Origin of the sequence: Streptomyces durmitorensis (genome assembly GCF_023498005.1) — a bacterium.
GTDB lineage: Bacteria > Actinomycetota > Actinomycetes > Streptomycetales > Streptomycetaceae > Streptomyces > Streptomyces durmitorensis.
In genome coordinates this window covers 3,689,532-3,715,962 of the sequence record NZ_CP097289.1, presented here as the reverse complement: position 1 = coordinate 3,715,962, position 26,431 = coordinate 3,689,532, and the positions used below count along the sequence as shown (strand labels likewise).

The window sequence follows — 26,431 nt, the reverse complement described above, 5'->3', positions numbered from 1 at the left end:
ACGCGTCCATGTGTGACTCCGTCACGGGGCATCAGTACTGCACCTCCTGGGCGCGGCGGCGTACGACGGTGACCTCGTCGCGCTGGTTCCCGGTCGGGCCGAGGTAGTTGAACGCCCAGGTCAACTGGGCGTATCCGCCGATGAGATGGGTGGGCTTGAGCATCACGCGGGTGAGCGAGTTGTGGATGCCGCCGCGCTTGCCGGTCTTCTCGGTGCGCGGGACGCCGACCGTGCGCTCCTGGGCGTGGTTCATGTAGACGGTGCCGGGCGGCATCTTGTGGGAGACGATCGCGCGTGCGGTGACGACGCCGTTGCGGTTGACCGCCTCGATCCAGTCGTTGTCCGCCACGCCGATCGCCTCGGCGTCCTGCGGCGACATCCAGATCGTCTGGCCGCCCCGGCCGAGCGACATCATGTACAGGTTGTCCTGGTACATGGAGTGCACGGCCCACTTGTTGTGCGGGGTGAGGTAGCGCACGGCGACCGTCTTCTCGTCGACCTGGCCCAACTGCGGTTCCCCGTACAGGCGATGCATGTTGAGCGGCGGTTTGTAGACGGGCAGCGCCTCGCCGACTTCGTGGATCCAGTCGTGGTCGAGGAAGAAGTGCTGGCGGCCTGTGAGGGTGTGCCAGGGCTTGAGGTGCTCGGTGTTGACGGTGAACGCGGTGTAGCGCCGGCCGCCGGACTCGCTGCCCGACCACTCGGGCGAGGTGATGACCGGGACCGGGCGGGCCTGGGTGTCGGCGAAGGTGACCCGCTTGCCCTCGGCCTCCGCCGCCAGGTGCGCCATCTTGGTGCCGACCTTCTTCTCCAGGGTCTCGAAACCCTGGGTGGCGAGGCGCCCGTTGGAGGTCCCGGAGAGCGAGAGGATCGCCTCGCAGGCACGCTGGGCGGTGTCGATACGGGGCCGTCCGTCGGCGACACCACCCCTCACCGTGCCGTTCTTCTCCCCGAGGTAGGCCACTTCCTCGCCTACGTCGAAGGTGATGGCCTTGGTCGTGACACCGAGGGTGTCGATCAGCGGGCCGAGCGCGGCGAACTTCTCGCCGACGGCGCCGTAGTCGCGCTCCACGACCGCCAGGTTGTACATGGTGCGCCCCGGCACCGGCTCGCACTCGCCCTTCGACCAGTCGAGCGCGACACCGCCGGGCTGTGCCATCTCCCCGCCGGGAGTGTCGTGTTGAAGCGCGGTGGCGACCACGTCTTTCCGTACGCCGAGGTGCTCGGCGGCCAGCTCGCTGAACCTGCGGGCGAGCGTCAGGAAGGCGTCGAAGTCGGAGCGGGCCTGCCAGGGCGGGTCGACGGCCGGGGTGAAGGCGTGCAGGAAGGGGTGCATGTCCGTGGAGGACAGGTCGTGCTTCTCGTACCAGGTGGCGGCGGGGAACACGACGTCGGCGAGCAGCGTCGTGGACGTCATGCGGAAGTCCATGGCGAGCAGCAGGTCGAGCTTGCCCTCGACGTCCTTCTGATGCCAGGTGACGTCGCGCGGAGCGCAACGCGGTCCGTCGTCGGGGAGGTTGGAGTGGGTGCCGAGCAGATGCTTGAGGAAGTACTCGTTGCCCTTGGAGCTGGAGCCGAGGAGATTGGCACGCCACACGGTCAGGACGCGCGGCCAGTTGCCCGGCGCGTCCGGGTCCTCGCCCGAGAACTTCAGGCGTCCCGCCTTGAGTTCGTCGACCGTGTGCTGAACGGGGTCCTCCGCCTCACCCAGCTCCAGAGGGTTGCGGTCGAAGGTGGGATAGGAGGGCATCCAGCCCATGCGAGCGGAGGCGGCAAGGCAGTCGGCGCCGCTCATGCCCTCGAAGTGCCCGTCGGCCAGCGGGGACGCGAGGGACTCGGCGGGCAGGGTGTCGTAGCGCCACTGGTCGGTGTGCAGATAGAACCAGCCCGCGCCGATCATGTGCCGGGGCGGCCGGGCCCAGTCGGAGCCGCTGGCCAGGGTGGCCCATCCGGTGACCGGGCGGCACTTCTCCTGGCCGACGTAATGGCCCCAGCCGCCGCCGTTGCGGCCCTGGCAGCCGGTGAGGGTGAGCAGGGCCAGAAAGGCGCGGTAGATGGTCTCGGAGTGGAACCAGTGGTTGGTTCCGGCCCCCATGAGGATCATGCAGCGGCCCTTGGACTGCTCGGCTGTCTGCCCGAACTCCCGTGCCACACGCGCAGCTTGGGCGGCCGGTACTGAGGTGAGGGTCTCCTGCCAGGCGGGGGTGCCGGGCTGCGACGCGTCGTCGTACGACGTGGGCCACTGGCCGGGCAGGCCGTCGCGGGCGACGCCGTACTGGGCCAGCATCAGGTCGAAGACGGTGGTGACGAGGTGCTCGCCGATCCGCCGGACCGGCACGCCGCGCCGCACGGTGGCGTCCGCGTCCTCCTCGAAGCGGGGCAGCACGATCTCGGCGGTGTCCGCTCCCGCATCGCCGTGCGGGGTTTCGCCGTAGAGGGTGAGGCGGGGGACGGTGTCGCCGAGGTCGAGGTTCCACTCGGGGGTCTCGTCGCTGCCCCAGCGGTGGCCGAGGGTGCCGTTCGGGACGACGGGCTCGCCGGTGGTGTCGTCGATAAGGACGGTTTTCCAGCGGGCGTTCTCGGTGTCGGTGGACTCGCCGAGGTCGGCGGCGCTCAGGAACTTGTGCGGGACCAGACCCTGATCGGTTTCGCGCAGGGTGACCAGGAACGGCAGGTCGGTGTATTGACGTACGTAGTCCGTGAAGAAGTCCGTCTGCCGGTCGACGAAGAATTCCTTGAGGATGACGTGGCCCATCGCGAGGGCCAGCGCGCCGTCCGTTCCGGGGTGCGGATGCATCCATTCGTCGGCGAATTTGGTGTTGTCCGCGAAATCGGGGGACACGGTGACGACTTTCTGGCCGCGATAGCGCGCCTCCGCCATCCAATGGGCGTCCGGCGTGCGCGTCACCGGGACGTTCGAGCCCCACATCATCAGATACGCGGCGTCCCACCAGTCACCCGACTCCGGTACGTCGGTCTGGTCGCCGAAGACCTGCGGGGATGCGACCGGCAGGTCCGCGTACCAGTCGTAGAAGGAGAGCATCGGGGCGCCGATGAGGGAGTGGAAGCGGGCCCCCGCCGCATGCGAGGCCATCGACATGGCGGGGATGGGGGAGAAGCCCGCCACCCGGTCGGGCCCATGCTCCTTGATCGTGTGCACGTGCGCGGCCGCGGCGATCTCCACCGCCTCTTCCCAGCTCGCCCGGACGAGTCCGCCCTTGCCCCGCGCCTGCTGGTAGGAGCGCCGGCGCACCGGGTCGCGCTGGATGTCGGCCCAGGCGAGGACGGGATCCTTCAGGCGCTTCTTCGCCTCCCGGTACATCGTGAGGAGGGTGCCGCGCACGTAGGGGTGGCGCACGCGCGTCGGCGAGTAGCTGTACCAGGAGAAGGAGGCGCCGCGGGGGCAGCCGCGCGGCTCGTACTCGGGGCGGTCCGGGCCGACCGAGGGGTAGTCGGTCGCCTGGGTCTCCCAGGTGATGATGCCGTCCTTGACGAAGACCTTCCAGCGGCAGGAGCCGGTGCAGTTCACGCCGTGCGTCGAGTGCACCACCTTGTCGTGGCTCCAGCGGTCCCGGTAGAAGGCCTCGCCGTCGCGCCCGCCGGTGTGGTGCACCGACCGCAGGTCATCGGAAACGTCGGCACGGCTGAAATACCGTCCGGCCTTGAGCAGCGTCTCCGCGGCTCCGCGCTGATTCTGCCGCAACTTGACCCTCCGAAATGGAAAAGACTCCGGCCGTGACTTGCCGACAACTCGCCGGGAAATTCGGTGGCCTGTTGCGAGCCTATGCCCGCTGACCAGGCAGAACCCGGGGACTTAAGTCCCAGTGGGCAGTGACCTAATTCCGCAATTCGGTGTACGCGCACGTGACATGGTGGAACTCAGGGCCAAATAGCGCGCACGAAGGGGCTTTTGGCCCGCCGGTGGCCGCTCCGGTCGCCGCCGGTTCGCCGCCGGTCCGCTGCCGGTCCGCTGCCGGTCGTCGTCGGCCGCTGCCGGTCGCTCCTGGGAAGGCTTGTCTCTCATGAACAGCAGGGCGCACGCCCGCTCCAAGTGGATACCCGACCAGCACGGCGCCTGGGCCATGCTCGCCGTTCCGTTCGCGGCAGGCACCTTCCTGGGCGATCCGCGGTGGCTGCACCTGCCGCTCTTCGTGTGCTGGCTGCTGGCTTACGCCACCGCCTTCCACCTCCAGCAGCACATCCGGCTGCGCCGCTGCTCCCGCAACCCTCGCGCCGCCGAGCGCCACGTCCGCCCGTTCCTCACGTTCGCGACCGCGCTGATCCTGCTCGGCACACCGCTCCTCGTGCTGCGGCCCTGGCTGGCCGTGGCGGTCGCCGCCGCGCTGCCGTTCTTCGCGGTGAACACCCTCTACGCGCTGCGCAACCGGGAGAGGGCGCTGGTCAACGGCCTGGTCGCGATCGTGCCCGCGTGCGCCATGCTGCTGGTCGCGCTGCGCGTCGGCGGTGAGCCGCCCGGCGAGGGCATGGGCCCGTTCGCCGCCTGCCTCCTCTACTTCGGCGGCACGGTCCTGTACGTGAAGTCCATGATCCGCGAGCGCCGCAACCGCCGCTTCCGGATCGGCTCGATCGCCTACCACTGCGCGGCACTGATCTGCGCGACGCTCCTGCACCCGCCGCTCGCGGCGCTGTTCGCCCTGTGCCTCCTGCGCGCCGCGCTGCTGCCGGGACGGGGCCTGCGGATCCGCACCGTGGGGCTGATCGAGGTGGGCCTGTCGACGGCCCTGCTCGTGACGCTGCTCGCTTACTGAGGGCCGAGGACGACAAGGGGTCGAGGACGACAAGGGGCCGAGGACGACAAGGGCCGAAGGGCCCTCCGGCACAGGTCCTTCGCCGTGGTCCCGGCGGGCGGGAGTGGCCCAGACTGGGCCTCGGGCGGAACCTACGGTTCCGTAGGTTCCGGAGGTCGAGCAGCGAGGTTGAGCGCTATGCCGAAGACCGTTGTGCGCAGGACGAGAGTGGGCGGGACGGAGGCGGGCGGGCCGGAAGCGGGCCGGGCGCTGCCCCGGATCATCCAGGGCGGCATGGGCGTCGGCGTCTCCGACTGGCGCCTCGCCCGCGCCGTCTCCCGCGCCGGACAGCTCGGCGTCGTCTCCGGCACGGCACTCGACGCGGTTCTCGCGCGCCGCCTCCAGCTCGGCGACCCGGACGGCGACGTGCGGCGCGCCCTCGCGGCCTTCCCCGTACCGGAGTTGGCGGCCGAGGTCATCGACCGCTTCTACGTCGAGGGAGGCATCGGCGAGCGCGAACGCTTCCGTACGGTGCCCATGCTGCGGGCCGAGCGGGGCCGTCCCGCCGAGCTGCTCACCATGCTCGGCAACTTCGTCGAGGTGTGGCTGGCCAAGGAGGGGCATGAGGGCCGGGCAGGCATCAACTACCTGGGGAAAGTCGAACTGGGCCTCGCGCCCGCCCTGTTCGGGGCGATACTCGCGGGCGTCGACTGCGTACTCGTCGGCGCAGGCGTCCCCGGCCACGTCCCGGAACTGGCCTCACGCCTTGCCCGCGCGGAGCCGGTGACGGTCGCTGTCACGGTGGAGGGGGACGACGAGGCGTACGCCCACCCCTTCGACCCGAGAGCGGCCTTGACCGGCGGCGGCGCCCCGGCGGAGGAGGCCCGCTGCGACGGCGGATCCGGCAGGGGAGCGCGTCGCGTGCAGGACGTACAGATCGACGGACTGCGTGCAGGCCCCACCTCAACACCCCTGTCCACCAAGGGTGTTGCCGACTCCGCAGTGACAGGCCTCCGCAGGCCCGACGTGCTCGCCATCGTCTCGCTGCCCGTGCTCGCCTCGTACCTCGCCAGGGACGAGGTCACCCGGCCCGACGGCTTCGTCATCGAGACCCACGGCGCGGGCGGGCACAGCGCACCGCCGCGCGGCAGGCTGCGGCTCGACCCGGACGGTGACCCGGTCTACGGCCCCCGCGACCACCCCGACCTGGCCAGGATGGCCGCACTCGGCATCCCCTTCTGGCTGGCCGGCGGCACGGCCCACCCCGACCGGCTCGCGGCGGCCAGCGCGGCCGGGGCCACGGGGGTGCAGATCGGCAGCGCGTTCGCGCTCAGCGAGGACTCCGGGCTCGACCCGGACCTGCGCGGGGAGCTGACGGAGCGGGCCCACGCCGGGGCCCTGGCGGTGCGCAACGACCCCCTGGCCTCACCGACCGGCTTCCCCTTCAAGGTCGCGAAGCTGCCGGGCACCCTCTCCGACCCCGGTGTCATCGCGGGCCGCCGCCGCGTCTGCGACCTCGGATATCTGCGGACGCCCTACCGCACCCCCAAGGGGACCATCGGCTACCGCTGCCCCGCCGAACCCGAGGCCGAATATCTGCGCAAGGGCGGCGACCCGGCCGCCACCGAGGGACGGCTGTGCCTGTGCAACGGACTGCTCGCCACGGTCGGACTCGGCCAGCGACGCCCCCACGGCGGCGTCGAACCCCTCATCGCCACGCTCGGCCAGGATCTCGGCTTCCTGGCCGAGCTGAGCCCGGACGGCGCACCCTACGGCGCGGTCGACGTGGTGCGCTGGCTGCTTGGCTCCGCCAAGGAGCCCAGCTGACATGGGGGGTCACGCCCTGCGGGGCGTGACCCCCATCGCCCGCCTACCGGCCGAGCACCCCGGCCGAAACCGCCGTCGGCACGGAGGCATAACCCATCGGCCGGGTCGTGAACGTGCCACGCCCCTGCGTACGGCTGCGCAGGCGCGACGCGTAGCCGAACAGTTCGGCCAGCGGCACCGTCGCCGTGATCGCGGCCGTTCCGGAGCGCGTGGCCGATTCGGTGACCCGGCCGCGGCGCGCCGCCAGGTCGCCGAGTACGCCGCCGACCGCGTCCTCCGGCACCGTCGCCGTCAACTCGACCACCGGTTCAAGGAGTTCAAGGACGGCCGCCCGCAGTGCTTCACGCAGCGCGAACCTGCCCGCCGTACGGAACGCCATCTCCGAGGAGTCCTTGGAGTGGGTCGCGCCGTCGGTCAGCGTGACCCGCAGGCCCGTCACCGGGTGGCCGCCGAGGGGGCCCTCCGCGAGAGCGTCCCGGCAGCCCGCCTCCACCGCGCGGACGTACTCCTGCGGCACCCGGCCGCCGGTGACGGTGGAGCCGAAGACGAAGGCGTGAGCCATGCCCTCCCGCACCTCCAGCCGTTCGACGTCGAGCACCACATGCGCGAACTGCCCCGCGCCGCCGTCCTGTTTGACGTGCCGGTGGACGAGACCCGAAACGCCGCGCACGACCGTCTCGCGGTAGGCCACCTGAGGCCGGCCGACGCCGACCTCGATGCCGTGGGCACGGCGGATCTTCTCCACCGCGACCTCCAGATGCAGCTCGCCCATGCCGGAGAGCAGCGTCTGACCTGTCTCGCGGTCAACCCGTACCGCCAGCGAAGGATCCTCCTCGACCAGGCGCGCCAGAGCCGACGACAGCCTGCCGGTGTCCACGCTCCTGTGGGCCTCGACCGCCACCGAGACCACCGAAGCGGCCACCGTGGGCGGTTCGAGGACCAGCGGTGCCGTGGGCGAACACAGTGTGGTGCCGGCGCGGGCCGTCTTCAGGCCCACCACGGCCACGATGTCCCCGGCGGTCGCCCGGTCAAGCTCCGCGTGCCGGTCGGCCTGCACGCGCAGGATGCGGCCGATCCGTTCGGTGCGGCCCGTGCCCGCGTCCATCACTGTCTCTCCCTTCGCGATCGTTCCCGAGTACACGCGTACATACGTCAGCCGTCCCGTCGCCGTCGCGTTCACCTTGAAGGCGAGCCCGGCGAACGGAGCCGCGGGGTCGGCGGCGCGCTCCTGCACGGTGTCGCCATGGGTCCCGCGTACCGCGGGGACGTCCACCGGCGACGGCAGACAGGACACGACGGCCTCCAGCAGCGGCTCGATCCCGCGGTTGCGGTAGGCGGAGCCGCACAGCACGACGACGCCCTCACGGCTGAGGGTGAGGTCGCGCAGCGCGCCGGACAGGGTCGCGGTGGAGAGCTCCGACGCCGTGCAGTACTCCTCCATCGCGCCCGCGTGCAGCTCCGCCACCGTCTCCTCAAGGACGTGCCTGCGCCGGAGTGCCTCCTCGCGCAGGGCCTCGGGGACCGGAACGACGTCGTACGTGTCACGGCCCGTGTGCCAGACCAGGGCGCGCATCCGCAGCAGGTCCACGACGCCGGTGAACGCGTCCTCGCGCCCGATCGGCAGCTGCACCACCAGCGGGACGGTGTGCAACCGGTCCCGTATCGAGGCGACCGCCGTGTCGAGATCGGCGCCCGCACGGTCCAGCTTGTTGATGAACGCGATCCGCGGCACGCCGTACCGATCGGCCTGCCGCCACACCGACTCGCTCTGCGGCTCGACCCCCGCGACGGCGTCGAACACCGCGACCGCGCCGTCGAGCACCCGCAGCGAGCGCTCCACCTCGTCGGCGAAGTCGACGTGGCCCGGCGTGTCGATCAGGTTGATCCGGTGGCCGTCCCACGCGCAGCTGACGGCCGCGGCGAAGATGGTGATCCCGCGGTCGCGTTCCTGCGTGTCGAAGTCGGTGACGGTCGTGCCGTCATGGACCTCGCCTCTCTTATGGGTGGCGCCGGTCAGAAACAGGATCCGCTCGGTGACGGTGGTCTTGCCGGCGTCGACGTGGGCGAGGATGCCGAGATTCCGTACGTCGGCGGATGAACGGGCGGACAGGTGCTGGGTGTTGGTGCGCACGGCCCGAGGCCTTTCGGTGTGATGCGGGGCAGGGCAGCGCGATGTCCGGACGTACTCAGGGTTGGGTCAGAGTTTCGCCACGGATGCTCAGTGACGGCCGCGCAGCCGGCACCGCGCACGCGAAGACACCAGGATCACGTCGAACCGTGACAGGGGGCTGCGGGCAGCTGTGCGGCAACGCATGGCCCGGCCCCCTCACTTGACTGAACGGCTGCGACACCCTCTACGGCGGCAGCGGCTGACGGGGCGAGTCTAGGGGCCCGGACCCTCCATGGTCACCGGAATAAAACGGCTCCGGGGCCGGGCCCTCATGGACCCGACCCCGGCTTGCGCGCGTGGCGCGTGACTACTGCACCGCGGGCAGCACACCCGTGACCGGTGCGGCCAGGTCGGTCAGCTGGTGCAGCTGCTGGAGCTGGTAGAGGTCGTTGAGCCCGTTGAGCTGGCTCGTGACGGACGGCACCTCGGCGCGGTGCTCCTCCGGGATCGATGACGCGGCGAGCGAGTCGATCGTGTCGGTGGGGGAGATGGCGGCGCTCGCGGCGGGTGCGGCCAGGGCGGTGGCACCGGCGGCGAGAGCGAGGACGGCGGCCATGCGGCGTGTTGAGATCATGTGATGCGCAACGGCTCGGGAGAGCACTGGACACGGGGTCCCGGCCGATTTCACCAATGATGTACCGATCAGTGCCGTTACCTGGTGACCTTGTCGCCGTTGAAGGGACAGTACGGCCGCGTGCATGCGGCGGTACTCGTCAATTCAAAGGAGAACGTGATGTCTCGCATCGCGAAGGCAGCCGCTGTTGCCCTCGGCACGGGCGCCGTGGTGCTCAGTGGCACCGGTATGGCCATGGCGGACGCGGGCGCGGAGGGTGCGGCCGTCGGCTCGCCCGGCGTCCTTTCCGGCAACCTCGTCCAGGTTCCGGTCCACGTCCCGGTCAACGTGTGTGGCAACACTGTCGACGTCATCGGGCTGCTGAACCCGGCGTTCGGCAACACCTGCGTCAACGCCGACGGCGGCCACGGCAACCCGGGCCACCCCGGTGGTCCCGGCGGCTACGGCGGCTGACCCCCCAGTGTGAAAGCCCCCGACGGTCATCGACCGCCGGGGGCTTTGTCACGTGGCTTTGTCACGCGGCTTCGTCATGCGTAGCGGTAGATGCCGCGATGGCTGAGCAGCTCGTCGGGTTTGGCGCCCCAGGGGGGCATCGGCTCGTGGAGGGAGGCGATGCGGCCGTGCAGCGGGCCGCTGCCGGGTTCCGGCGGCTTGTCGGGCAGGTAGGGCGCGGATCTGGGGTGCCGCGCCTGCCAGCGGTCCCACAGCAGGTCCACGAAGGCGTGGTTCAGCCAGAACACGGGGTCGTTGACCGACGCACCGCCGAGCATGTGCCCGCCGACCCAGCGGTGGACGCGGTTGTGGTTGCGCCACTTGTTGTTGCCGACGCCGGTCGTCCACCCCTCCAGCTTGTTGCGGTAGCCGTCCGATGAGGTGGAGTCCCAGGGCGGCGTGTCGTACACCGGGTCGCGCAGGGCCCAGGCCAGCTGCTCCTCGGTGGGCAGCTCGATCGGGTCCTGCGGCCGGCCGAAGTCGCGCATGAGGAAGTCGACGTCCGTCTCCCCCTCCTTGATGACCCAGTCGCCGTTCTTGCGCGCGAACGGACCGGTCATGACCTGCCGGTCGGAGCGCCGCCCGTTGCCGCCCATGAGCCCGCCGCCCCAGAGCGAGGCGCCGGCCGTCCTGTCCACCGTCCAGTCCCAGTACGGGACGGTCACCGCGGGGTCCACCCGTTGCAGGGCTCCCTCGAACTCCAGGAGGAACCTGCGGTGCCAGGGCAGGAACGTGGGCGTCATATGGGCCACCCGCAGTCCGCTGTCCCCGTCGGACACGTAGTGCTCGATGTGCGTCCGGACGAATTCGTCGTACTCGCCCTTGCGTTTGAGCTCGAGCAGCGCGTTGACGAAGCGCCGCTTCTCGGCGCTGGTCAGCCGGGCCTGGTTCTTGCGCGTGTAGACCACTTCGGTTCGCTCCTCCGGTCCGGTGTGCCGATGTGCGGGGCAGTGATCAGGCGTCGGCGTTGCGCAGCTGCCGGCCGCGGCCGAGTTCGTCCACTGCCCTGCGGGTGGCGATGAGGGGCGTCGGATACGACTGGTAGTGGTCGATCATGCTCAGATAGCTGCCGTCGGCGCGCCGCATGAGGTGGAGCGGACGGCCGTCGACCGTGATGTCCCAGGAGGCGCCGGGGTGTTGATGACCTGGGGCGGCCCTTGAACCGCGGATGTGCCGGCCCTCGTACATCTCGTCGAACGCGCCTTCACCGAGATCGTCGGACGGAGGCCGGTCAGCCGCCTTCCGGGTCGACCACAGGAGAGCGGCCGGCGCCGTCACGGCGGCGAAGCCGAATCCGACGAGATTCCACATCGTGGCCCGGCGCGTGAACCGCCCCGCGCTCGGACCTTCGGCCGCTGCTCCCTTGACCACGGGTGATGCCTCCTTGCGTATGCCTTACGAGAGGCCGAGATCGGCCCCCGGTTGTGCCTGCAACAGCGGTGCGTGCAGGGCTGCTTGGGGAAGGGCCGCCCCCGGGAGCCCGAAGTGATCGGGCCGCGGCCCCGTCGCCGGGGCGTTCAGCGAGGCTCCCGGTGTCGATGTCCGCACGTCCGACTCCCGCGTCGCGACGTCCATGCGGTCGAACCCGACCTCTCCCAGGGCGTCGTCGAGCGGGGTCACCACCCGGGTCGCGGGCAGATCGGTGGAGACGGGGAACTGCGGGAGCTCGCGCTCGGGCAGGAGCCGGTCCTCGTCGAAGCGTGGTTGATCGGGTCCTCCGGGGATGGGGATCGGTACGCCCGTGCTGATCTCGGGAGCCTGGGTGTCCAGGGCCCACTCCAGGCCGTTGAGCGGGATGGCCACGGGGGCGTGCTCCGCGGCCTGGGCGGGGGCCGCGGTCGCGGCGGACACACCGGCGAGCAGGGCCGCGAGCGTTACTCGGGTTGTCGTCTTCATGACCGGGAAACGATCCTGTGAGCATCCCAGCGCAGAATTCCACCGTCCGTAGCAATGGTCCGATAGTCGGCCACCATCGCGTCAGCTGGTCCAGAAGTCCCACCAGCGCGTGAGGATCAGCATGCCGATGATGCCGACGTGCAGCACCGGGAACACCCAGGTGAATTCGCCGAGGAACGTACGGAGTCCGGCGGGCGCGGGCAGCAGGCCGTTGCGGACGTTGAACGAGGTCACGTACCAGAACATGGTGATCGTGGCGGCCCAGGCCAGGCAGCACCACAGGCACAGCGAGTTGATCTCGTAGAGCGACTGGTACATCAGCCACGTGCAGAAACCGACCCCGAAGAGCATGCCCGCGTTCAGCGTCAGCCAGTACCAGCGCGGGAAGCGCGCCCGGGCAAGCAGGCTCATGCCGACACAGATCACGACGGCGTACGCGGCGATGCCCAGCATCGGGTTCGGGAACCCGAAGGCCGACGCCTGCTCGCTCTTCATGATGTTGCCGCAGGAGACCACCGGATTGAGGCTGCAGCCCGGCGTGAAGTCCGGGTCCTCAAGAAGCTTGAACTTGTCCAGCGTGATGACCCACGCCGCCAGCAGACCCGCCGCACCCGTGATCACCAGAAGCAGCGCGAACGCACGGCTCCCGCCGACACCACCGGATGGCGGGCCCACACGCCCTAACGGGGCTTCGGGCGTACGGGCCGCGGGCAGAGGCGTCTTGGTGGTCATCGGCTGAGTCCTCACTGGTTCGCGGGCGGCGGGGTCGGCACCCTTTTGCAGTAGTCGTGCATCTCTCGGCAGGACAGGGTCTGTGGGGCTGATTAGCGTCGGTCGCGTCCCCAACGGATCTAGGAGATCCCCCATGAAGATCACGCTTCGTCGTGCCGCGGCGACCGCCATGCTGACCCTGGCCGTGGCGGTGCCGCTCACAACTTCCGCTCAGGCGGCGGCAGTTCCCACGCAGAAGGCGGCGGCCTCCCACCCGTGCGACCACGGCGGCTGCTGGGACGACCATCACCACCACCACGGCCACGACCACGACCTGCTGGACCTGAACCTCGGCCTGCTCTGACGCGATGCGCTGAACCACCGCGTCACGCAGTGCCTGGGCCCGCCGGTCCGTCCCGACCGGCGGGCCCTGCCAGGTGCGGGCCCGCCGACGGCGCGCCTAGCCGCGCAGGCTCTTCGTGGTGAGCAGGCAGTGCGCGGCGCTGGTCATGGTCTCCTCGGCGCCCGCGAAGGCCGCGAGGTCCTCCTCGGCGAGCGGAACCCCGGGCTTGGCCTCGGGCCAGGGGCGCGTGGTGAACATGAAGTAGGCGTGCCCCCGCTCGCCCACCGCGGCGAGCCACTCCGGAGGTACGACGCACTGGGCGTTGAGGTGCGGCATGTTCAGGACGGCCTGGCCGGCCTCGACGAGGAGGGTGAGGGGCAGGCTCGGGTTGCGGGAGCTCTCCACGACAGGGCCGCCGATGGGGAGCCCGGTGTTGCGCAGCAGGTGCTCGATGGCTTCGGTCGCGGCCTCGGGACCGCCTTCGCCGTCGCCCAGCGAGTAGGCGAGCAGGAAGGCCATGTCCTTCTCGTCCTCGGGGTGTTCACCACTCCAGGCGACCACGGTGAGGGTGCCCAGATCGGCGGGTCGGAAGGTGCGGGTTTCGCTCGATGTCGAGGTCATCCCGGAACGGTATCGATGGGACCTGATGTCCCGGACCCGCCTGTCACTTGACTGGGTGAGTGCGGGCGAGCGATCACACGATCGGGGCACGCGCCGGTCGAACTCCGGAACCCTTCAGTCGAACTGAGGCCCTGCACAGGAGTGCGGGGGCGGGGAAAGCCCGAGGGCCGGTTCCGCAGAACGCGTCTGCGGAACCGGCCCTCACTGCTGCGTGCCGTGTGCTCGCGGCAGTACTTCTCGGGGGGTGCGTCAGCTGTTGACGGCCGTGTTGCCGAACGCCGGGTTCAGGGCGCCGATCAGGTTGGCCGTGTTGCCCGCGACGTTCACCGGTACGTGGACCGGGACCTCGGCCAGGTTGCCGGAGAGGACGCCGGGCGAGCCGACAGCCGCGCCCTCGGCGGCGGAACCGCTGCCGTCGGTGGCGAAGGCGCTGCCTGCGGCGGCACCCGCGGCGAGACCGGCGGTGGCAAGGACGAGAGCAGCCTTCTTGGCAGTGTTCATCATCAAACCTTCCCTTCGGATTTTCTTTACCTTATGGACCTGTTCGCGGAAGCCTCAGCAGGAACACGCCCAGGTAATTGCTTCCTTCATTCGGCGCAATGCGCCGTCCGGAAGGAGCAGGAAAGAGTTCTACTTCGCGAGGGGAAGTCCGCCGAGAAGCTTGCCGGGTGCGCCGCCGCCCGCGTGCAGGTCATCAGCGGCACCTGACACGCTGTTGACGACCGAGTCCTTGTTCTCGGCGTCAAGGGCATTGGTGGCCACCGGGGCCGCGTCGAGCGTCGGCTGGCTGGTGATCGTGTCCAGGGCACCGTTCAGGCTGGTGGGCGTGAGGTCGGCGGCAAAGGCGGGTGCGGCGGCACCTGCGATGACCAGGGATCCGGCAACGACGGCGGCAGCCTTCAGGGGCTTCATCGTGTTCCTTTCTTCGGCGACGGACGGTCGCCAGAGGGGATTTTCACTTCGCCATGGGTAACGAGCGCTGTGTACGGCGGAAACTCTGTGCGGCGGAAAATCCCGGAACCCACCCGAACGAAGGCGGTGTCTCATTCTCGTATGAGATGGACGCGCAAATGCCCGTCGCGCCGGCCCCTGAGGACCGGCGCGACGGGCATTGACCGAGGCTCAGGAAAGCCCGGGTGCCTGCGGCAGGCCGGGCGCGGCCGGCAGCTTGGGCAGGGCCGGCAGACCCGCCAGGTCGGGTGCGGGGAGACCGCCGCCGAGCAGCGTGGCGGCGAGGAGGTTGACAAGGCCGGTGAGCACGGGCGGAACCGCGCCCGCCACCTTGGTGACGTCGCCGCCGGTGGCCGCCTTGACCAGGGCGTCGACCGCGGTCTGCAGCGCCTTCAGGGCGTCGGCCTTCGGGTCGGCGGCCGCGGCCTTGGAGTCGTCCGACAGTGCCTTGGGGAGGGCCGGGGCCTCCGGGAGCGCCGCGGTGTCGGGGAGTGCCGGGGTGTCAGGGGCCGCCGGGGTCTGGGGGAGTTCGGGCGCCTTGGGGGCCGCGGCCGAGGCCTTGGTGATGGCCTCCTTCACCGGGTCGGCGAGCTTCGTCGCGTCCGCGGCGGGCAGTTGGCCCTTGTCGGCCTTGAGCACGGCGGTGAGCAGGTCGGTGACCGGGGTGAGTACACCCCCGGCGTCGCCCAGGGTCTTGGCCTGGGCGAGCAGCGCGTCCGCCCCGGGGACCGGCGCGCGGGCCGCTTCCTGGGCGCTGGTGCTGTGAGAGTCGCTCTCGGCGGCGATGACGGGACCGGCCGTCCCGATGAGAAGTGAAGCGCAGAGGACGGTGGTCGCGATACGCCGTACGGGCAGAGCGCGCATGGATGTTCCCTTCGGTGATGCGTCGGATCTTGTGTTCACCGTGAAAGCGGTGGACACCGTCCGCAACCGAGCGACTGCCATTTGGGGCATGGCGGCCGTTCGGGGCACACACGGGAACGCACGACGGCCGTCCTCCTCGGGGAGAACGGCCGTCGCTGACTGCGTGCTGCTGAGGCGTCAGGCGTTGACGCAGGTGTTGCCGAACGCCGGGTTCAGCAGACCGATGACGTTGACGGTGTTGCCGCAGGCGTTGACCGGGACGTGGACCGGAACCTGGACGGCGTTGCCCGAGGCGACGCCGGGGGAGTTGGTGGCGGCCCCCTGGGCACCGGCGTCGGCGGCGGCGATGCCGGCGCTGCCGGCCATGGCGGCCACGGCAACGGTGGAGAGGGCGAGGGCCTTCGCGGTACGCGACATGGAGAGTTGCTCCTTGGTCAGTTGATGCATCGGCTGGGCGGGGTGCCCGGCCCATGGATCAACGGACGTCGCCCGCAGGAGTTGTGGGCCCAAAAGGGTGATCTGCTGGCGCACGGTTAACGGGAGGGCCCTCGGCCCGTGCTCCGGGCAGGCCCCGAGCGTTACGCACTTCACGTTTCCGACACACTTGTCAGCCTTCCTGGATTAATGCGGAAAGCGGCTAGTGTTGCTCTCCTCCTGAAGCCATTTGAAAGAACAAGTGCGGGAAGTTACGAGTCGAGTGTGACTTTCGCATTTACCTTCTCCCTCCTGGTTCGGAACCTTTCCCGAAAGGGCAACGCCGGTCATGCGTAATTCCCTGGGCCCCCTCCTGCGTCGCGTGACGCTGTGTGCCTTTTCCCTCGCGGTCGTCGCCACGCCGGGCGGCCCCGCCGTGGCCGCCGCGCCCGCACCCCCCGCCGCCGAGGCGTCGAGCATCAAGTTCGCGCAGCGCTATCACGCCCTCCAGCACGGCGGAATCACCCGCGCCGCCAACACGGCGATCACGTGCCGCAAGCCGATGGCGGTCCGCGCCGTGTCGTGTCCCTCCGCGCGCGGAGGCAAGACGGCCGCCAACAACGACTTCGACATGTTCTACGTCGACGTCGACAAGGACCCGAACACCTACAACTCGAGCCGCGGCGAGGTCCGGATCCCGCGGGGCTCCCGGGTGTCCTACGCGCGCCTGTACTGGGGCGGCAACCTCCGCGTCGGTGAGCAGAAGCCGCCCAAGGACAACGGCAAGGCCCTGATCGCCGAACCCGGCGGCAGCTACCAGGACGTGAAGGCCGACACCCTGGTCGGGCACCGCACCGCCAACGGAGCGGACGCCTTCCAGGCATCGGCCGACGTCACGAACCTCGTCAGGGCCAGCGGCGCGGGGATGTACACCGTCGCCCAGGTCAACGTGGCGATGGGCCACTCCAAAGCCGGGGCATGGGGCGGCTGGACGCTGGTCGTCGCGTACGAGAACGAGGCCGCGCCGCTGCGGCACCTGACCGTGTGGGACGGCTTCGACTCCTTCGACGCGCGCGGGCGCAGCCAGGCGGTACGGCTTGGCGGCATGCAGGTCCCGGCCCGCGCCAAGGGCAGCGTCGGCATGGTCACGTACAACGGCGACCGCGGAACGAGGGGCGACACGCTCACCGTGTCCACCGGCCGGAGCAGGCCCGTACGGCTCTCCGACGCGGCCAACCCCGCCCGCGACGTCATGAACTCGACCATCAGCGAGCCGGGCAGGCAGAGCGCGAGGACGCCCGCGTACGCCAACACGCTCGGCTACGACTCCGACATCTTCCGCCTCGACGGGGGCCTCAAGGCCGACCGAAAGGGCCTGCTCATCCGTCTTGCCTCGCAGCGAGAGTCCGCGTGGGCCGGTGTGCTCTTCGCCGCTGTGGACGCGAAGCGGTAGCGCACCACCTTCCCCCTGAGCAAGGCGCCGTGCATGCAACTGTCAGCAACAGACCAACGGCGACACGTCCTTCATGTCGCCCAGCCCGTCGACGGCGGAGTGGCCCGCGTGGTCACCGACCTGGTGAAGTCCCAGCTGTCCGCCGGGATGCAGGTCAGCGTGGCGTGTCCGGACAGCGGCTGTCTGCCGGACGCCGTGCGCGGCCTGGGAAGCGACGTCCACCGGTGGGCGGCGACCCGTTCCCCCGGGCCAGGACTTCCGGACGAGGTGCGGCGCCTTGCCCGCGTCGTCGACGAGCTGCGGCCCGACGTCGTGCACGCGCACAGCGCCAAGGCCGGGCTCGCCGCCAGGCTCGCCCTGCGCGGCAAGGTCCCCACGGTGTTCCAGCCGCACGCCTGGTCCTTCGAGGCCGTCGGCGGCGTGACCGCGCGGCTCGCCCTGCACTGGGAGCGCTTCGGGGCGCGCTGGGCCACGCACGTCGTCTGCGTCAGCGAGGCGGAGCGGCTCACCGGACAGCGCTCGGGGATCGACGCACGCTGGTCCGTGATCCCGAACGGGGTGGACGTCGAGCGCTTCCGGCCCAGGGCCGCGCAGGCGGCGCGGGCCGGGCTGGGGCTCTGCGAACAGGCGCCCCTGGTGGTGTGCGTGGGGCGGCTGTGCCGGCAGAAGGGGCAGGACATCCTGCTGCGGGCCTGGGCGGAGGTCACCGAGCGGATGCCGATGGCCCGGCTCGTCCTCGTCGGGGACGGACCCGACGGGCCCGGCCTGCGTGAACAGGCGCCCGCCTCCGTGCGGTTCGTCGGAGCCGTGGAGGACGCCACCCCCTGGTACCAGGCGGCCGACCTCGTGGTCCTGCCGTCCCGGTGGGAGGGCATGGCACTCGTACCCCTTGAGGCGATGGCCTGTGCCCGGCCCGTGGTGGTCACCGATGTGGACGGCGCGCGCGAGAGCCTGCCGCCCGCACTCGTGCCCCACGGCCTCGTTCCCGCCCAGGACCCCGCCGCACTGGCGCGAGCCCTCGTCGGACTGCTCGGCGATCCGCCCCTTCGCGAAGCCCTCGGCCGTGCAGCGCACCGCCACGTTCTGAACACCCACGATGTGCGGCACACCACGGACGCTGTCGCGGCCGTGTACCGCGCGCTACCGGGCGTGGGGCCCATCAAGTGCAGGGAGTCCATCAACCCGTGAGTGCGGAACGAACTGTCGCCAGCCCCGCCGCGCAGCCACGGGCGGCCGACCACGCCATCGCCACCGCCTCGGTCATCCCTCCCCGCGGGGCCGGGAGCGGCCGCAGGACGAGCACCGGATGGGGGGCTTCGGTACGCCGCTCGTCGGCCCTCCCCCTGGTCGCCGTCGACTGCAGCGCCGCCCTGCTCGCCACGGTGCTGCTCACCGATCCGCAGCGCCACCCGCTGCTGGTGGCCTTGCTCCTGACCGCCGTGACCGGCCTGAACGCGCGCGCCGCGCTCTACCGCCGCCTCGCCGTGCCCTCCGCCCTCGACGAACTGCCCTCGCTGGCCTGGCAGACCGCGCTGAGCTGGGGCGCCGTGGGGCTCGTCGCCGCGAGCTTCTCCGCCCTGAGCCCGCTCTCCCTCACCGCCCTGTGCACGGCGGCGGCGCTCCAGAGCGTGCTGTGCTGCACGGGCCGCGGCGCCCTGTACTGGTGGGCGCGCAGAGCGACGCGGCGCCAGCCGCGCCCCGCCCTGGTGGTCGGCCCCGCCCCCGTCGCCCGCCGCGTGGCCGAGGCGGTCCTGCGCCATCCGCAGGCCGGGGTGCGGCCCGTGGGCATCGTGGACGAGGCGCCCGCCGAGCGCACGGAGTCGGAGGGGGCCGAACTGCCGGTGCTCTCCACGATCGAGGAGCTGCGCCGCGCGGTCATCCAGAACGCCGTACGCACCGTCCTGGTCGTCGGGCCGACGCCGGGACCGGAGCAGATCGGCTGGCTGCGCACGCTGAGCGGATCCGGCTGCGACGTATGGGCGATCGACGCGACGCAGCCGCCGGGCTACGACGCGCCGGGGCGGCAGTCCAGATCCGGGCGGCTCGCCGGGTTCCCCTGCCGCTCGCTCGTGCCCGCCGGGCGCAGGCACTTCAGCATCAGCAAGCGCGCCCTCGACCTCGGGACCTCGGGGATCCTGCTGCTGCTCATCAGCCCGGTGCTCCTCGCGTGCGCCGCCGTCCTGCGGGCCAGCGACGGCCCCGGGGTGATCTTCCGTCAGGAGCGCATCGGCAAGGGCGGGCGGCCGTTCACCCTGCTCAAGTTCCGCACGCACCGCCCCGCCGACCCGCACGAGGCCGCGACCCGGTGGACCGTCGCGGGCGAGCAGCACATGAGCCCGTTCTGCCAGTTCCTGCGCCGTACGTCGCTCGACGAGCTGCCGCAGCTGTGGAACGTCTGCCGGGGCGACATGAGCCTGGTCGGCCCGCGCCCCGAACGCCCTTATTTCGTCGGCAAGTTCAGCCAGACCTACCCCGGCTACGCCGAGCGCCACCGCATGCCGACCGGCATCACCGGGCTCGCCCAGATCCAGGGGCTGCGGGGCGACACCTCGATCGAGGACCGGTGCCGGTTCGACAACGCCTACATCGACAGCTGGTCGTTCTGGCAGGACCTCTGCATCCTGCTGCGCACCGCCGCCTCTCTCGTACGTCCGACGGGGAGCTGACCCGGGTGAACAGTGCCTCGATCACGCTCTTCCCGCCCGGCTCACCGGCCGCCTCGATCTCTTCGGCCCTGCGCGGCGCGGGCCCCGTGCTGCCCGTCATGGCCCTGGTCGCCCTGCTCGCGCTGCCCGTGCCGCCCAGCGACGGCGGCTCCGGCGGCGGCACGGTCGCCGACGCGGTCTCCGCCCTCGTGGTGCTCTGGTGCGTGGCCCGCGCCGTGCGCGGGGCGCGCCGTCCGCTGACCCGGACCGCCGCCGTCGTGCTCGGACTCCCGGTGATCGGCATCGCGGTCGCGGCGATCGGCGCGAGCACCGCGTCGGCCGGGACGACCGGCCTGGTGCGCTACCTCCAGATCTTCGTCCTCGTACCGGCCGCGGTCCTGATGCTCGTACGCGACCGCCGCGACTTCCGCCTGGTGGCCTGGTCGCTCGTCGCGCTCGCCCTGTTCCAGGGCGCGCTCGGCGCCTATCAGTACGTCACGGGGACCGGCGCCACCTACATGGGCGCGGACATCCGGGCCGTGGGGACCTTCGGTCCGACGGACGTCATGGGAATGGCGACCGTGGTGTCGTACGGAGTGGTGTGCGCGGTTGCCCTCACGCTCGGCCCGGCATCCCCGAAGCAGCGTCGGATGGCGCTGGTCTGCGCGCTGCTCCTGGTCGTTCCGCTCGCGCTCTCCTTCAGCCGCGGCGCCTGGATCGCCACCGTCGTGGCGTGCGGTGCGCAGCTGGGGCTCGCGGGAGTGCGGCGCGCCCTGCGGTCCCTGGCCGTGGTGGCCGCCGCGGCCGTCGTCCTCGTGGGCGGGTTCGGCATCGGCACGCAGATGCTGCAGGAGCGGATCACCAGCATCACGCAGGTGACCGACGCCCCCGACCAGTCGGTCACCGACCGGTACACCATGTGGGCCGCGGCGGTGGACATGTGGCGTGACGAGCCGGTGTCGGGCGTGGGGCTCAAGGCCTTCCCCGACCACCGCGACAGCCACGCCTCGCTGGCCCTGTCGTCGGCGAGCGACACCGGAGGCGCGGGCGCGGAGTTCAGCCGCCAGCCGCTGCTCTCCCCGCACAACATGTACCTGCTCGTCCTCAGCGAGCAGGGGCTCCTTGGTCTGTGCACCCTCGTGGGCAGCTGGGCGGCCTTCCTGCTGCTCGGTCTGCGGCGGCTCGCGCGGGTGCGCGGGGGCGCGGGCGTGGACTGCGCGCTCGTCGCGTGCGGGCTCCTCGTCTGGCAGTTGGTGGACTTCGCGTACGCCGACATCGGCGGGCCATCGACGGTGCTCATGGCCGTGGTCCTCGGGCTCGTGGCCTGGTGGGCGCTGTCCGGCCGTGCCCTCGCGCCGCCGATGCCGGGGGAGGTGCCGCGATGACCTCGACGACCCACTCCGTGGAAGCGGGCCCGGTCGGCAAGGTGCCCGCGCCGGCCACCGAGGCCGAGCCCGTCAGGGGCTCCGACCCCTCCAACGGCTTTCTCGCCAAGGCCGCCCTGGTCACCGCGGTCCTCACGGTGGCCGGATCGGTGCTCGGGCTCGTGCGCGACCAGGCGCTCGCCCACTTCTTCGGGGCGGGCTCCGAGACCGACGCCTTCCTCGTCGCGTGGACCGTCCCCGAGGTGGCCACGACCCTGCTCATCGAGGACGGCCTCGCGTTCGCCCTCGTACCGGCCTTCAGCATGGCGCTCGCCCGCCGCGGCCAGGGCGCACGCCGCGACCCGGTCCGCGCGCTCGTGGCCGCGACGCTGCCCCGCCTGATGCTGGCCTCCGGGGTCGTCGCACTGATCCTCATGGCCGGAGCGCCGGCCTTGGTGGAGCTCCTCGCGCCGGGTCTGCCCGATCCGCGCCTCGCCGTGGACTGCACGCTCCTGACCGCCACCTGCGTCTTCACGTTCGGCCTCGCCGGGTACTGCAGCGCCGCGCTGCGCGCCCACCGCCGGTTCGTGGCCCCCGCGGGCATCTACGTCTTCTACAACATCGGCATCATCACCGCGGTGTTCGTCCTGGCCCCCCGCTACGGCGTCCGCGCGGCAGCCCTGGGCGTCGCGGTCGGCGGCGTACTCATGGTGCTCGTCCAGGCGCCCTCGCTCTGGCGGCAGCTCACCCGCGACACGGCGGACGCCCCGAACGAGCAGGCGACAGGACCGTCGGCCCCGGCACTGATGGGCGCCACCCTCATCGCCACCGTGCTGCTCTTCGCGCTGTGCCGTCAGTCGCAGGTGCTCATCGAGCGCTTCCTGGCGTCCTCGCTGCCCTCGGGGGCCATCTCGCACCTCAACTACGCGCAAAAAGTGGCGCAGGTGCCGATGATCCTCTCCCTGATGCTGTGCACGGTCACGCTCCCCGTCGTCGCGCGGGCCCTGGCCGAAGGGGACGTCAAGCGGGCCAGGTCGCGCGTCGAGCGGGACCTGGGCCTGGCCGGCTGCGTGGTCCTTCTCGGCACCGCCGTGGTCATCGCCTGCGCGCCGCAGCTCATCCAACTCCTTTTCCAGCGGGGCGCGTTCACCGCGGACGACACCGTCGCCACGGCGGCCGTGATGCGCGTGTACGCCCTGGGGCTCCTGGGCCACACGCTGGTCGGGGCGCTCGTCCGCTCCTACTTCTCCGGCGGGCGCGCCACGTGGTTCCCGCTGAGCGCGATGGCGGTCGGGGTCGCCGCGACCGCCGCGATCGGCGGCTGGGCGGTGGACCTGTGGGGCGTACGCGGCATCGCGCTCGCCAACGCGGCGGGGATCAGCGTCACCGCCTTCGTGCTGCTGTGCGGGATGGGGCCGCGCAACGTGCCGATCCGGGTCCGCCGTGTCCTTGGCGAACTGGTCAAGCCGGTGGCCGCGATGGTGTGCGCCACCGGCTTCGGCGGGGCCTTCGCGAGCCGCGTCGAATCGCCGCTCCTCGCCTTCGCCGTCGGGTCCTCGACCGTCGCCGCCGTCTTCGTCCTGGTGCTCTGGGCCCTGAAGGCCCAGGCCATCGAGCCCGTCGTCCGATCCGTCACAACCGCCGTCACATCCGCCACACGAAAGCTCACGCATGTCCGTTGACACAGCACTCGGTGAGACCCCACGTTCGCGGCGCACACGGCACTGGCTGCCCCAGGCGCCGATGTGGGTGGCGATGTACCACTCCGTGGACAACTGCGCGGACGACCCCTACAAGATCACCGTCTCGCCCGAACGCCTCGCCGCCCAGCTGCGCTGGCTCCGCCGCCAGGGGCTGCGCGGGGTGAGCATGACGCGGCTCCTCACGGCGCGCGCCCGCGGCGAGGGGCGCGACCTGGTCGGTCTCACCTTCGACGACGGGTACACCGACTTCGTCGACCACGCCCTGCCGCTCCTGCGCCGCTACGACTTCGACGCCACCCTCTTCGTGCTCCCGGGCCGCCTCGCGGGCGAGAACGCGTGGGACCCCCTCGGCCCGCGCAAACCGCTGCTCACCGCGGACGGCATCCGCCACGCCGCCGCCGAGGGGATGGAGGTCGCCTCGCACGGCCTGACCCACATCGACCTCACCCGGGCGGACGACCGGCTCCTGTGGCAGGAGACCAGCGGCAGCCGGGTCGCCCTTTCCGACCTCATCGGCCGCGAGGTGGAGGGCTTCTGCTACCCGTACGGCACCGTCGACCAGCGGGTCGTCGACACCGTACGAGCGGCCGGCTACCGCTACGCGTGCGCGATCTCCCCGGGCCCCCTGACCGGGGTGCACGCCCTGCCGCGCGTCCACATCGGGCAGGAGGACACCGCCCTGCGGCTCCAGCTGAAGCTGCGGCTCAACCGGCTGCGCCGCCGTGCGGTCCGCGAACCGGCGGTGACCGGGTGAAGGCCCTGCACATCATCACGGGCCTCGGGGTCGGCGGCGCCGAGCAGCAACTGCGCCTGCTCCTGCGCCACTTGCCCGCCGCCTGCGACGTCGTGACCCTCACCAACCCCGGTCCCGTCGCCGAAGGCCTGACGGCCGACGGGGTGCGCGTCATCCACCTGGGCATGTCCGGCAACCGTGACGTGGGCGCCGTCCCCCGCCTCGCGAAGGTCATCCGCGGCGGCGGATACGACCTCGTGCACACCCACCTGTTCCGCGCCTGCCTCTACGGGCGCATCGCCGCCCGCCTGGCCGGGACGCGCGCGGTCGTCGCCACCGAACACTCCCTCGGCGACGCGCAGATGGAGGGACGCCCGCTGACCCCGGGCGTCCGCGCGCTGTACCTGACCGGAGAGCGCCTTGGCCGGGCCACGGTGGCGGTGTCCCCGTCCGTCGCCGAGCGGCTCAGCCGGTGGGGAGTGCCCCGGCAGCGCATCCACGTCGTACCGAACGGCATCGAAGTGGAGCGGTTCCGCTTCGACCCGCGGGCCCGTGTCGCGGCCCGCCGTCAACTGGGGCTCCCGGACGAGGCGTTCGTCGTCGGCGGAGTCGGCCGCATCGTCGAGGGCAAGCGCTTCGACGTCCTGCTGCACGCCCTCGCCGCGCTGCCCCAGGACGTACGCGTGCTCCTGGTCGGCGGCGGCCCCGACGAGGACAGGCTGCGCATGACGGCGGCTCAACTGGGGCTCGCGGACCGGGTGGTGTTCGCCGGGGAGCGGTCGCATCTCTCCGCGGAGAGCACCGGCCTCCCGGCGCTCCTCGCCGCGATGGACGTCCTCGCGTCGCCCTCGCCCGAGGAGGCCTTCGGCCTCGCCGTCGTGGAGGGGCTCGCCGCAGGGCTGCCGGTGCTCTACGTCCGGTGCCCCGCCGTCGAGGACCTCCCGCCACAAGCGGCCACCGGCGCCGAGCGCGTCACGGGCGACCCGGATTCCTTCGCGCGGGCGCTGCTGCGGGTGCGGGATGCGGGACCGCGGCCGCGCCTGGCCCTTCAGGCCGCGCACCACTACAGCATCACCCGCAGCGCAGCACAGCTGATGCATGTCTACGAGGCAGCTGCCTCCGGCTCGACCCCGAGAGTGAGTTCCTGATGACCGATACCCTCAGCAGGCGGCACCGCCCGGCCGGTCACCCGGCCCCGATGCTGGCCCGCGTGAAGCGACTTCCCGCGTGGTGGCTCCTGCCGGCGGGCGCCGTGCTCGGCGCCCTGGCCGGCGGGGCCTACGGCGTGGTGAAGACCCCCCAGTACACCGCGACGAGCTACGTCATCGCCGTCCCGGAGAAGGGCTCCGACCCCACGGCCGCCCTCGGCTTCGCCACGGCGTACGGCCGGGTCGCCACGCAGGTCGCGGTGCTCGGCGACGCCCAGGTGGAGTCGGGCGTCTCGCCGCAGACACTGCGCGACAGCGTGCAGGCGGCCACATCCCCCGACGCCCCGATGATCTCCATCTCGGCGACCGCGGCCAAGCCCGGCAAGGCCCGTGACATCGCCAACGCGGTGTCACGCTCCCTGACCAACAACGCCAACCACACGAAGGACAGCACGCAGGTGCGCCTCCTGCAGCTCTCGCGCGCGGTCAAGCCCGCGGCCCCCGCGTCGGCATCGGCGCCCATGACCGCCCTGGTCGGCGGCTGCGCGGGAGGCCTGCTCGGCGGGCTCGCCCTCCTCGTGCGCCCCCGGCGCGGCGATGACGCGGTCCCGGCCTCGGTGCCGGGCCCGGCGCAGTCCGCCGATCTCAACCGGGAGAGGTGATGGGGGTGGCCGAAAGCGCCCTGACCGTCGAACTCTGCACGGACGAGGGCGAGTTCGGAGACCTCGCGGCGGCCTGGGCCCGGCTGCACCGCAGGTGCGGGACGGCGACGCCGTTCCAGAGCCACGCCTGGCTGCACTCGTGGTGGCTCTCCTACGGCACGCGCGGGCGGCTGCGCGTCGTCCTCGTGCGCAGGCACGGCGAGCTCGTCGCGGCGGCGCCGCTGATGCGCGCGTACGTCCCGCTCCCGGCGCTCGTGCCGCTGGGCGGCGCGATCTCCGACTTCACCGACGTGCTCCTCGACGACGCGTTCGCGGACGAAGCCGCGGACGCGCTGGCAGGCGGTCTGTCGGAGCTGGCCCGCAGCGCGCTGATCGACTTCCGCGAGGTCCGGTCGGGAGCCGCCGTGGAGCGCATCTACGAACGCTGGCGCGGGCCCCGGCTCCGCCTCGTGGACTCGCTCTGCCTGGAGCTGCCCGCGGCGTCGATGGAGGAACTGCTCGGGCGGCTGCCCGCGCCGCGGGCCCAGCGGGCGCGCGCCAAGATCCGGAAGATGGACGCGCTGGGCGTCGAGCGGCGGATCGTACGCCACGACGAGGTGGACGACTCGGTGCGCACGCTCCTGCGCCTGCACCAACTCCAGTGGCAGGGACGGAAGGTGACGTCCGAACACCTCCAGCCGCGGTTCTCCGAGCACCTGATCAGGTCGGTGGGGCTCATGGTCAGGGCGGGCGACGCGGTGGTCACCGAGTTCCGGCTCGACGACGCCGTGGTGGCCGCCGATCTGACCCTGCTCTCGCCCCACCTGGTCGGCGGCTATCTCTACGGAGCCCATCCACAGCTGCGGGAGCGCAAGGTGGACGTGGCGACGATGCTCCTGAACGCCTGCACGGAGCACGCCGAGGGCGACCGGAGCCGGGTCCTGAGCCTCCTGCGCGGCAACGAACCGTACAAGCACCACTGGCGCCCCGAGGAGGCCACCAACCACCGGCTGCTCCTCGCCCGCAGGCGCACCGCCCCCGTGCTGCGGGCCGCCGCATGGGACGCGGCGGCCCGCAGCCGGGGCAAGGAGTACCTGCGGGCGCGCAGGGAACGCCAGGAGCGGTCCTGAGCG

Annotated in this window: 25 protein-coding genes; 13 read left to right on the top strand and 12 right to left on the bottom strand. The window is 71.6% G+C overall.

Annotated features, from left to right (window positions below; translation table 11 throughout):
• Positions 1-31: 31 nt before the first annotated feature.
• Positions 32-3,703 (bottom strand): nitrate reductase subunit alpha, encoded by a 3,672-nt coding sequence (locus M4V62_RS16460; protein ID WP_249588018.1) that lies wholly within the window; start codon positions 3,701-3,703, stop codon positions 32-34.
• Between the two features lie 319 nt (positions 3,704-4,022).
• On the opposite strand from M4V62_RS16460, the gene M4V62_RS16455 reads away from it, so the two are divergent.
• Positions 4,023-4,769: a YwiC-like family protein gene (locus tag M4V62_RS16455; RefSeq protein ID WP_249588017.1), complete on the top strand. Its 747-nt coding sequence runs from the start codon at positions 4,023-4,025 to the stop codon at positions 4,767-4,769.
• Positions 4,770-4,946: 177 nt separating this feature from the next.
• Positions 4,947-6,575, top strand: coding sequence for a beta/alpha barrel domain-containing protein (locus M4V62_RS16450; RefSeq protein ID WP_249588016.1), 1,629 nt, complete (start codon positions 4,947-4,949; stop codon positions 6,573-6,575).
• 43 nt (positions 6,576-6,618) lie between these two features.
• Here the strand turns inward: M4V62_RS16450 and fusA are convergent, their stop codons facing one another.
• Together fusA and M4V62_RS16440 are read right to left on the bottom strand one after the other, a co-directional pair.
• Positions 6,619-8,706, bottom strand: a complete 2,088-nt coding sequence (gene fusA, locus M4V62_RS16445; protein ID WP_249588015.1) for an elongation factor G — start codon at positions 8,704-8,706, stop codon at positions 6,619-6,621.
• A 346-nt stretch (positions 8,707-9,052) separates the two neighbouring features.
• On the bottom strand, positions 9,053-9,301 hold the full coding sequence (locus M4V62_RS16440) for a hypothetical protein (protein WP_425575060.1): 249 nt from the start codon (positions 9,299-9,301) through the stop codon (positions 9,053-9,055).
• Positions 9,302-9,478: 177 nt separating this feature from the next.
• On the opposite strand from M4V62_RS16440, the gene M4V62_RS16435 reads away from it, so the two are divergent.
• Positions 9,479-9,772: a chaplin gene (locus tag M4V62_RS16435; protein WP_249588013.1), complete on the top strand. Its 294-nt coding sequence runs from the start codon at positions 9,479-9,481 to the stop codon at positions 9,770-9,772.
• 74 nt (positions 9,773-9,846) lie between these two features.
• Here M4V62_RS16435 and M4V62_RS16430 read toward each other — a convergent pair whose 3' ends face one another.
• The 4 genes from M4V62_RS16430 to M4V62_RS16415 form a co-directional block, all read right to left on the bottom strand.
• Positions 9,847-10,719: a tyrosinase family protein gene (locus M4V62_RS16430; RefSeq protein ID WP_249588012.1), complete on the bottom strand. Its 873-nt coding sequence runs from the start codon at positions 10,717-10,719 to the stop codon at positions 9,847-9,849.
• Between the two features lie 46 nt (positions 10,720-10,765).
• Positions 10,766-11,182: a tyrosinase family oxidase copper chaperone gene (locus M4V62_RS16425; RefSeq protein ID WP_425575061.1), complete on the bottom strand. Its 417-nt coding sequence runs from the start codon at positions 11,180-11,182 to the stop codon at positions 10,766-10,768.
• A gap of 24 nt (positions 11,183-11,206) precedes the next feature.
• Positions 11,207-11,707, bottom strand: a complete 501-nt coding sequence (locus tag M4V62_RS16420) for a hypothetical protein (protein ID WP_249588011.1) — start codon at positions 11,705-11,707, stop codon at positions 11,207-11,209.
• Between the two features lie 81 nt (positions 11,708-11,788).
• A complete protein-coding gene (locus M4V62_RS16415; protein WP_249588010.1) occupies positions 11,789-12,439 on the bottom strand; it encodes a vitamin K epoxide reductase family protein in 651 nt (216 codons plus the stop codon).
• A gap of 133 nt (positions 12,440-12,572) precedes the next feature.
• Between M4V62_RS16415 and M4V62_RS16410 the strand changes: the two genes are divergently transcribed.
• A complete protein-coding gene (locus M4V62_RS16410; RefSeq protein ID WP_249588009.1) occupies positions 12,573-12,782 on the top strand; it encodes a hypothetical protein in 210 nt (69 codons plus the stop codon).
• Positions 12,783-12,878: 96 nt separating this feature from the next.
• Here the strand turns inward: M4V62_RS16410 and M4V62_RS16405 are convergent, their stop codons facing one another.
• The 5 genes from M4V62_RS16405 to M4V62_RS16385 all read right to left on the bottom strand — a co-directional run bounded on the left by M4V62_RS16405 (position 12,879) and on the right by M4V62_RS16385 (position 15,614).
• Positions 12,879-13,382, bottom strand: a complete 504-nt coding sequence (locus tag M4V62_RS16405; protein WP_249588008.1) for a DUF5949 family protein — start codon at positions 13,380-13,382, stop codon at positions 12,879-12,881.
• 249 nt (positions 13,383-13,631) lie between these two features.
• Positions 13,632-13,883: a chaplin gene (locus tag M4V62_RS16400; protein WP_249592861.1), complete on the bottom strand. Its 252-nt coding sequence runs from the start codon at positions 13,881-13,883 to the stop codon at positions 13,632-13,634.
• 129 nt (positions 13,884-14,012) lie between these two features.
• Complete coding sequence (locus M4V62_RS16395; RefSeq protein ID WP_249588007.1) at positions 14,013-14,294, bottom strand: hypothetical protein; 282 nt, start codon at positions 14,292-14,294, stop codon at positions 14,013-14,015.
• 210 nt (positions 14,295-14,504) lie between these two features.
• Positions 14,505-15,197 (bottom strand): hypothetical protein, encoded by a 693-nt coding sequence (locus M4V62_RS16390; RefSeq protein WP_249588006.1) that lies wholly within the window; start codon positions 15,195-15,197, stop codon positions 14,505-14,507.
• 177 nt (positions 15,198-15,374) lie between these two features.
• Positions 15,375-15,614: a chaplin gene (locus M4V62_RS16385; RefSeq protein ID WP_249588005.1), complete on the bottom strand. Its 240-nt coding sequence runs from the start codon at positions 15,612-15,614 to the stop codon at positions 15,375-15,377.
• Between the two features lie 346 nt (positions 15,615-15,960).
• Between M4V62_RS16385 and M4V62_RS16380 the strand changes: the two genes are divergently transcribed.
• The 9 genes from M4V62_RS16380 (at position 15,961) to M4V62_RS16340 (ending at position 26,428) form a co-directional block, all read left to right on the top strand.
• The gene (locus M4V62_RS16380; protein ID WP_249588004.1) at positions 15,961-17,064 is read left to right on the top strand and encodes a DUF3344 domain-containing protein; all 1,104 of its coding nucleotides are present in this window, start codon (positions 15,961-15,963) and stop codon (positions 17,062-17,064) included.
• 33 nt (positions 17,065-17,097) lie between these two features.
• Positions 17,098-18,252 (top strand): glycosyltransferase, encoded by a 1,155-nt coding sequence (locus M4V62_RS16375; RefSeq protein WP_249588003.1) that lies wholly within the window; start codon positions 17,098-17,100, stop codon positions 18,250-18,252.
• On the top strand, positions 18,249-19,730 hold the full coding sequence (locus M4V62_RS16370; RefSeq protein ID WP_249588002.1) for a sugar transferase: 1,482 nt from the start codon (positions 18,249-18,251) through the stop codon (positions 19,728-19,730). Before M4V62_RS16375 ends, M4V62_RS16370 begins: the two co-directional genes overlap by 4 nt.
• A gap of 98 nt (positions 19,731-19,828) precedes the next feature.
• A complete protein-coding gene (locus M4V62_RS16365) occupies positions 19,829-21,094 on the top strand; it encodes an O-antigen ligase family protein (protein ID WP_249592860.1) in 1,266 nt (421 codons plus the stop codon).
• Positions 21,091-22,755 carry a murein biosynthesis integral membrane protein MurJ gene (gene murJ, locus M4V62_RS16360; RefSeq protein ID WP_249588001.1) on the top strand — a complete coding sequence of 555 codons (1,665 nt, stop codon included), beginning with the start codon at positions 21,091-21,093 and terminating at the stop codon, positions 22,753-22,755. The genes M4V62_RS16365 and murJ overlap by 4 nt, the downstream gene beginning before the upstream one ends.
• Positions 22,745-23,530, top strand: a complete 786-nt coding sequence (locus M4V62_RS16355; RefSeq protein WP_425575062.1) for a polysaccharide deacetylase family protein — start codon at positions 22,745-22,747, stop codon at positions 23,528-23,530. Before murJ ends, M4V62_RS16355 begins: the two co-directional genes overlap by 11 nt.
• On the top strand, positions 23,527-24,657 hold the full coding sequence (locus tag M4V62_RS16350; RefSeq protein ID WP_249588000.1) for a glycosyltransferase: 1,131 nt from the start codon (positions 23,527-23,529) through the stop codon (positions 24,655-24,657). The genes M4V62_RS16355 and M4V62_RS16350 overlap by 4 nt, the downstream gene beginning before the upstream one ends.
• A complete protein-coding gene (locus M4V62_RS16345) occupies positions 24,657-25,319 on the top strand; it encodes a YveK family protein (RefSeq protein ID WP_249587999.1) in 663 nt (220 codons plus the stop codon). The genes M4V62_RS16350 and M4V62_RS16345 overlap by 1 nt, the downstream gene beginning before the upstream one ends.
• The gene (locus M4V62_RS16340; protein WP_425575063.1) at positions 25,319-26,428 is read left to right on the top strand and encodes a GNAT family N-acetyltransferase; all 1,110 of its coding nucleotides are present in this window, start codon (positions 25,319-25,321) and stop codon (positions 26,426-26,428) included. The genes M4V62_RS16345 and M4V62_RS16340 overlap by 1 nt, the downstream gene beginning before the upstream one ends.
• The last annotated feature ends 3 nt before the right edge of the window (positions 26,429-26,431 follow it).

What these genes read in the sequence shown, in the direction of transcription:
- M4V62_RS16405 (WP_249588008.1), bottom strand. Translation starts at nt 13,382, where the DNA reads ATGACCTCGACATCGAGCGAAACCCGCACCTTCCGACCCGCCGATCTG.
- M4V62_RS16390 (WP_249588006.1), bottom strand. Translation starts at nt 15,197, where the DNA reads ATGCGCGCTCTGCCCGTACGGCGTATCGCGACCACCGTCCTCTGCGCT.
- M4V62_RS16385 (WP_249588005.1), bottom strand. Translation starts at nt 15,614, where the DNA reads ATGTCGCGTACCGCGAAGGCCCTCGCCCTCTCCACCGTTGCCGTGGCC.
- M4V62_RS16450 (WP_249588016.1), top strand. Translation starts at nt 4,947, where the DNA reads ATGCCGAAGACCGTTGTGCGCAGGACGAGAGTGGGCGGGACGGAGGCG.
- M4V62_RS16415 (WP_249588010.1), bottom strand. Translation starts at nt 12,439, where the DNA reads ATGACCACCAAGACGCCTCTGCCCGCGGCCCGTACGCCCGAAGCCCCG.
- M4V62_RS16345 (WP_249587999.1), top strand. Translation starts at nt 24,657, where the DNA reads ATGACCGATACCCTCAGCAGGCGGCACCGCCCGGCCGGTCACCCGGCC.
- murJ (WP_249588001.1), top strand. Translation starts at nt 21,091, where the DNA reads ATGACCTCGACGACCCACTCCGTGGAAGCGGGCCCGGTCGGCAAGGTG.
- M4V62_RS16400 (WP_249592861.1), bottom strand. Translation starts at nt 13,883, where the DNA reads ATGAACACTGCCAAGAAGGCTGCTCTCGTCCTTGCCACCGCCGGTCTC.
- M4V62_RS16455 (WP_249588017.1), top strand. Translation starts at nt 4,023, where the DNA reads ATGAACAGCAGGGCGCACGCCCGCTCCAAGTGGATACCCGACCAGCAC.
- M4V62_RS16380 (WP_249588004.1), top strand. Translation starts at nt 15,961, where the DNA reads ATGCGTAATTCCCTGGGCCCCCTCCTGCGTCGCGTGACGCTGTGTGCC.
- M4V62_RS16375 (WP_249588003.1), top strand. Translation starts at nt 17,098, where the DNA reads ATGCAACTGTCAGCAACAGACCAACGGCGACACGTCCTTCATGTCGCC.
- M4V62_RS16340 (WP_425575063.1), top strand. Translation starts at nt 25,319, where the DNA reads ATGGGGGTGGCCGAAAGCGCCCTGACCGTCGAACTCTGCACGGACGAG.
- M4V62_RS16355 (WP_425575062.1), top strand. Translation starts at nt 22,745, where the DNA reads ATGTCCGTTGACACAGCACTCGGTGAGACCCCACGTTCGCGGCGCACA.
- M4V62_RS16440 (WP_425575060.1), bottom strand. Translation starts at nt 9,301, where the DNA reads ATGGCCGCCGTCCTCGCTCTCGCCGCCGGTGCCACCGCCCTGGCCGCA.
- M4V62_RS16410 (WP_249588009.1), top strand. Translation starts at nt 12,573, where the DNA reads ATGAAGATCACGCTTCGTCGTGCCGCGGCGACCGCCATGCTGACCCTG.
- M4V62_RS16395 (WP_249588007.1), bottom strand. Translation starts at nt 14,294, where the DNA reads ATGAAGCCCCTGAAGGCTGCCGCCGTCGTTGCCGGATCCCTGGTCATC.
- M4V62_RS16420 (WP_249588011.1), bottom strand. Translation starts at nt 11,707, where the DNA reads ATGAAGACGACAACCCGAGTAACGCTCGCGGCCCTGCTCGCCGGTGTG.
- M4V62_RS16435 (WP_249588013.1), top strand. Translation starts at nt 9,479, where the DNA reads ATGTCTCGCATCGCGAAGGCAGCCGCTGTTGCCCTCGGCACGGGCGCC.
- M4V62_RS16365 (WP_249592860.1), top strand. Translation starts at nt 19,829, where the DNA reads ATGGCCCTGGTCGCCCTGCTCGCGCTGCCCGTGCCGCCCAGCGACGGC.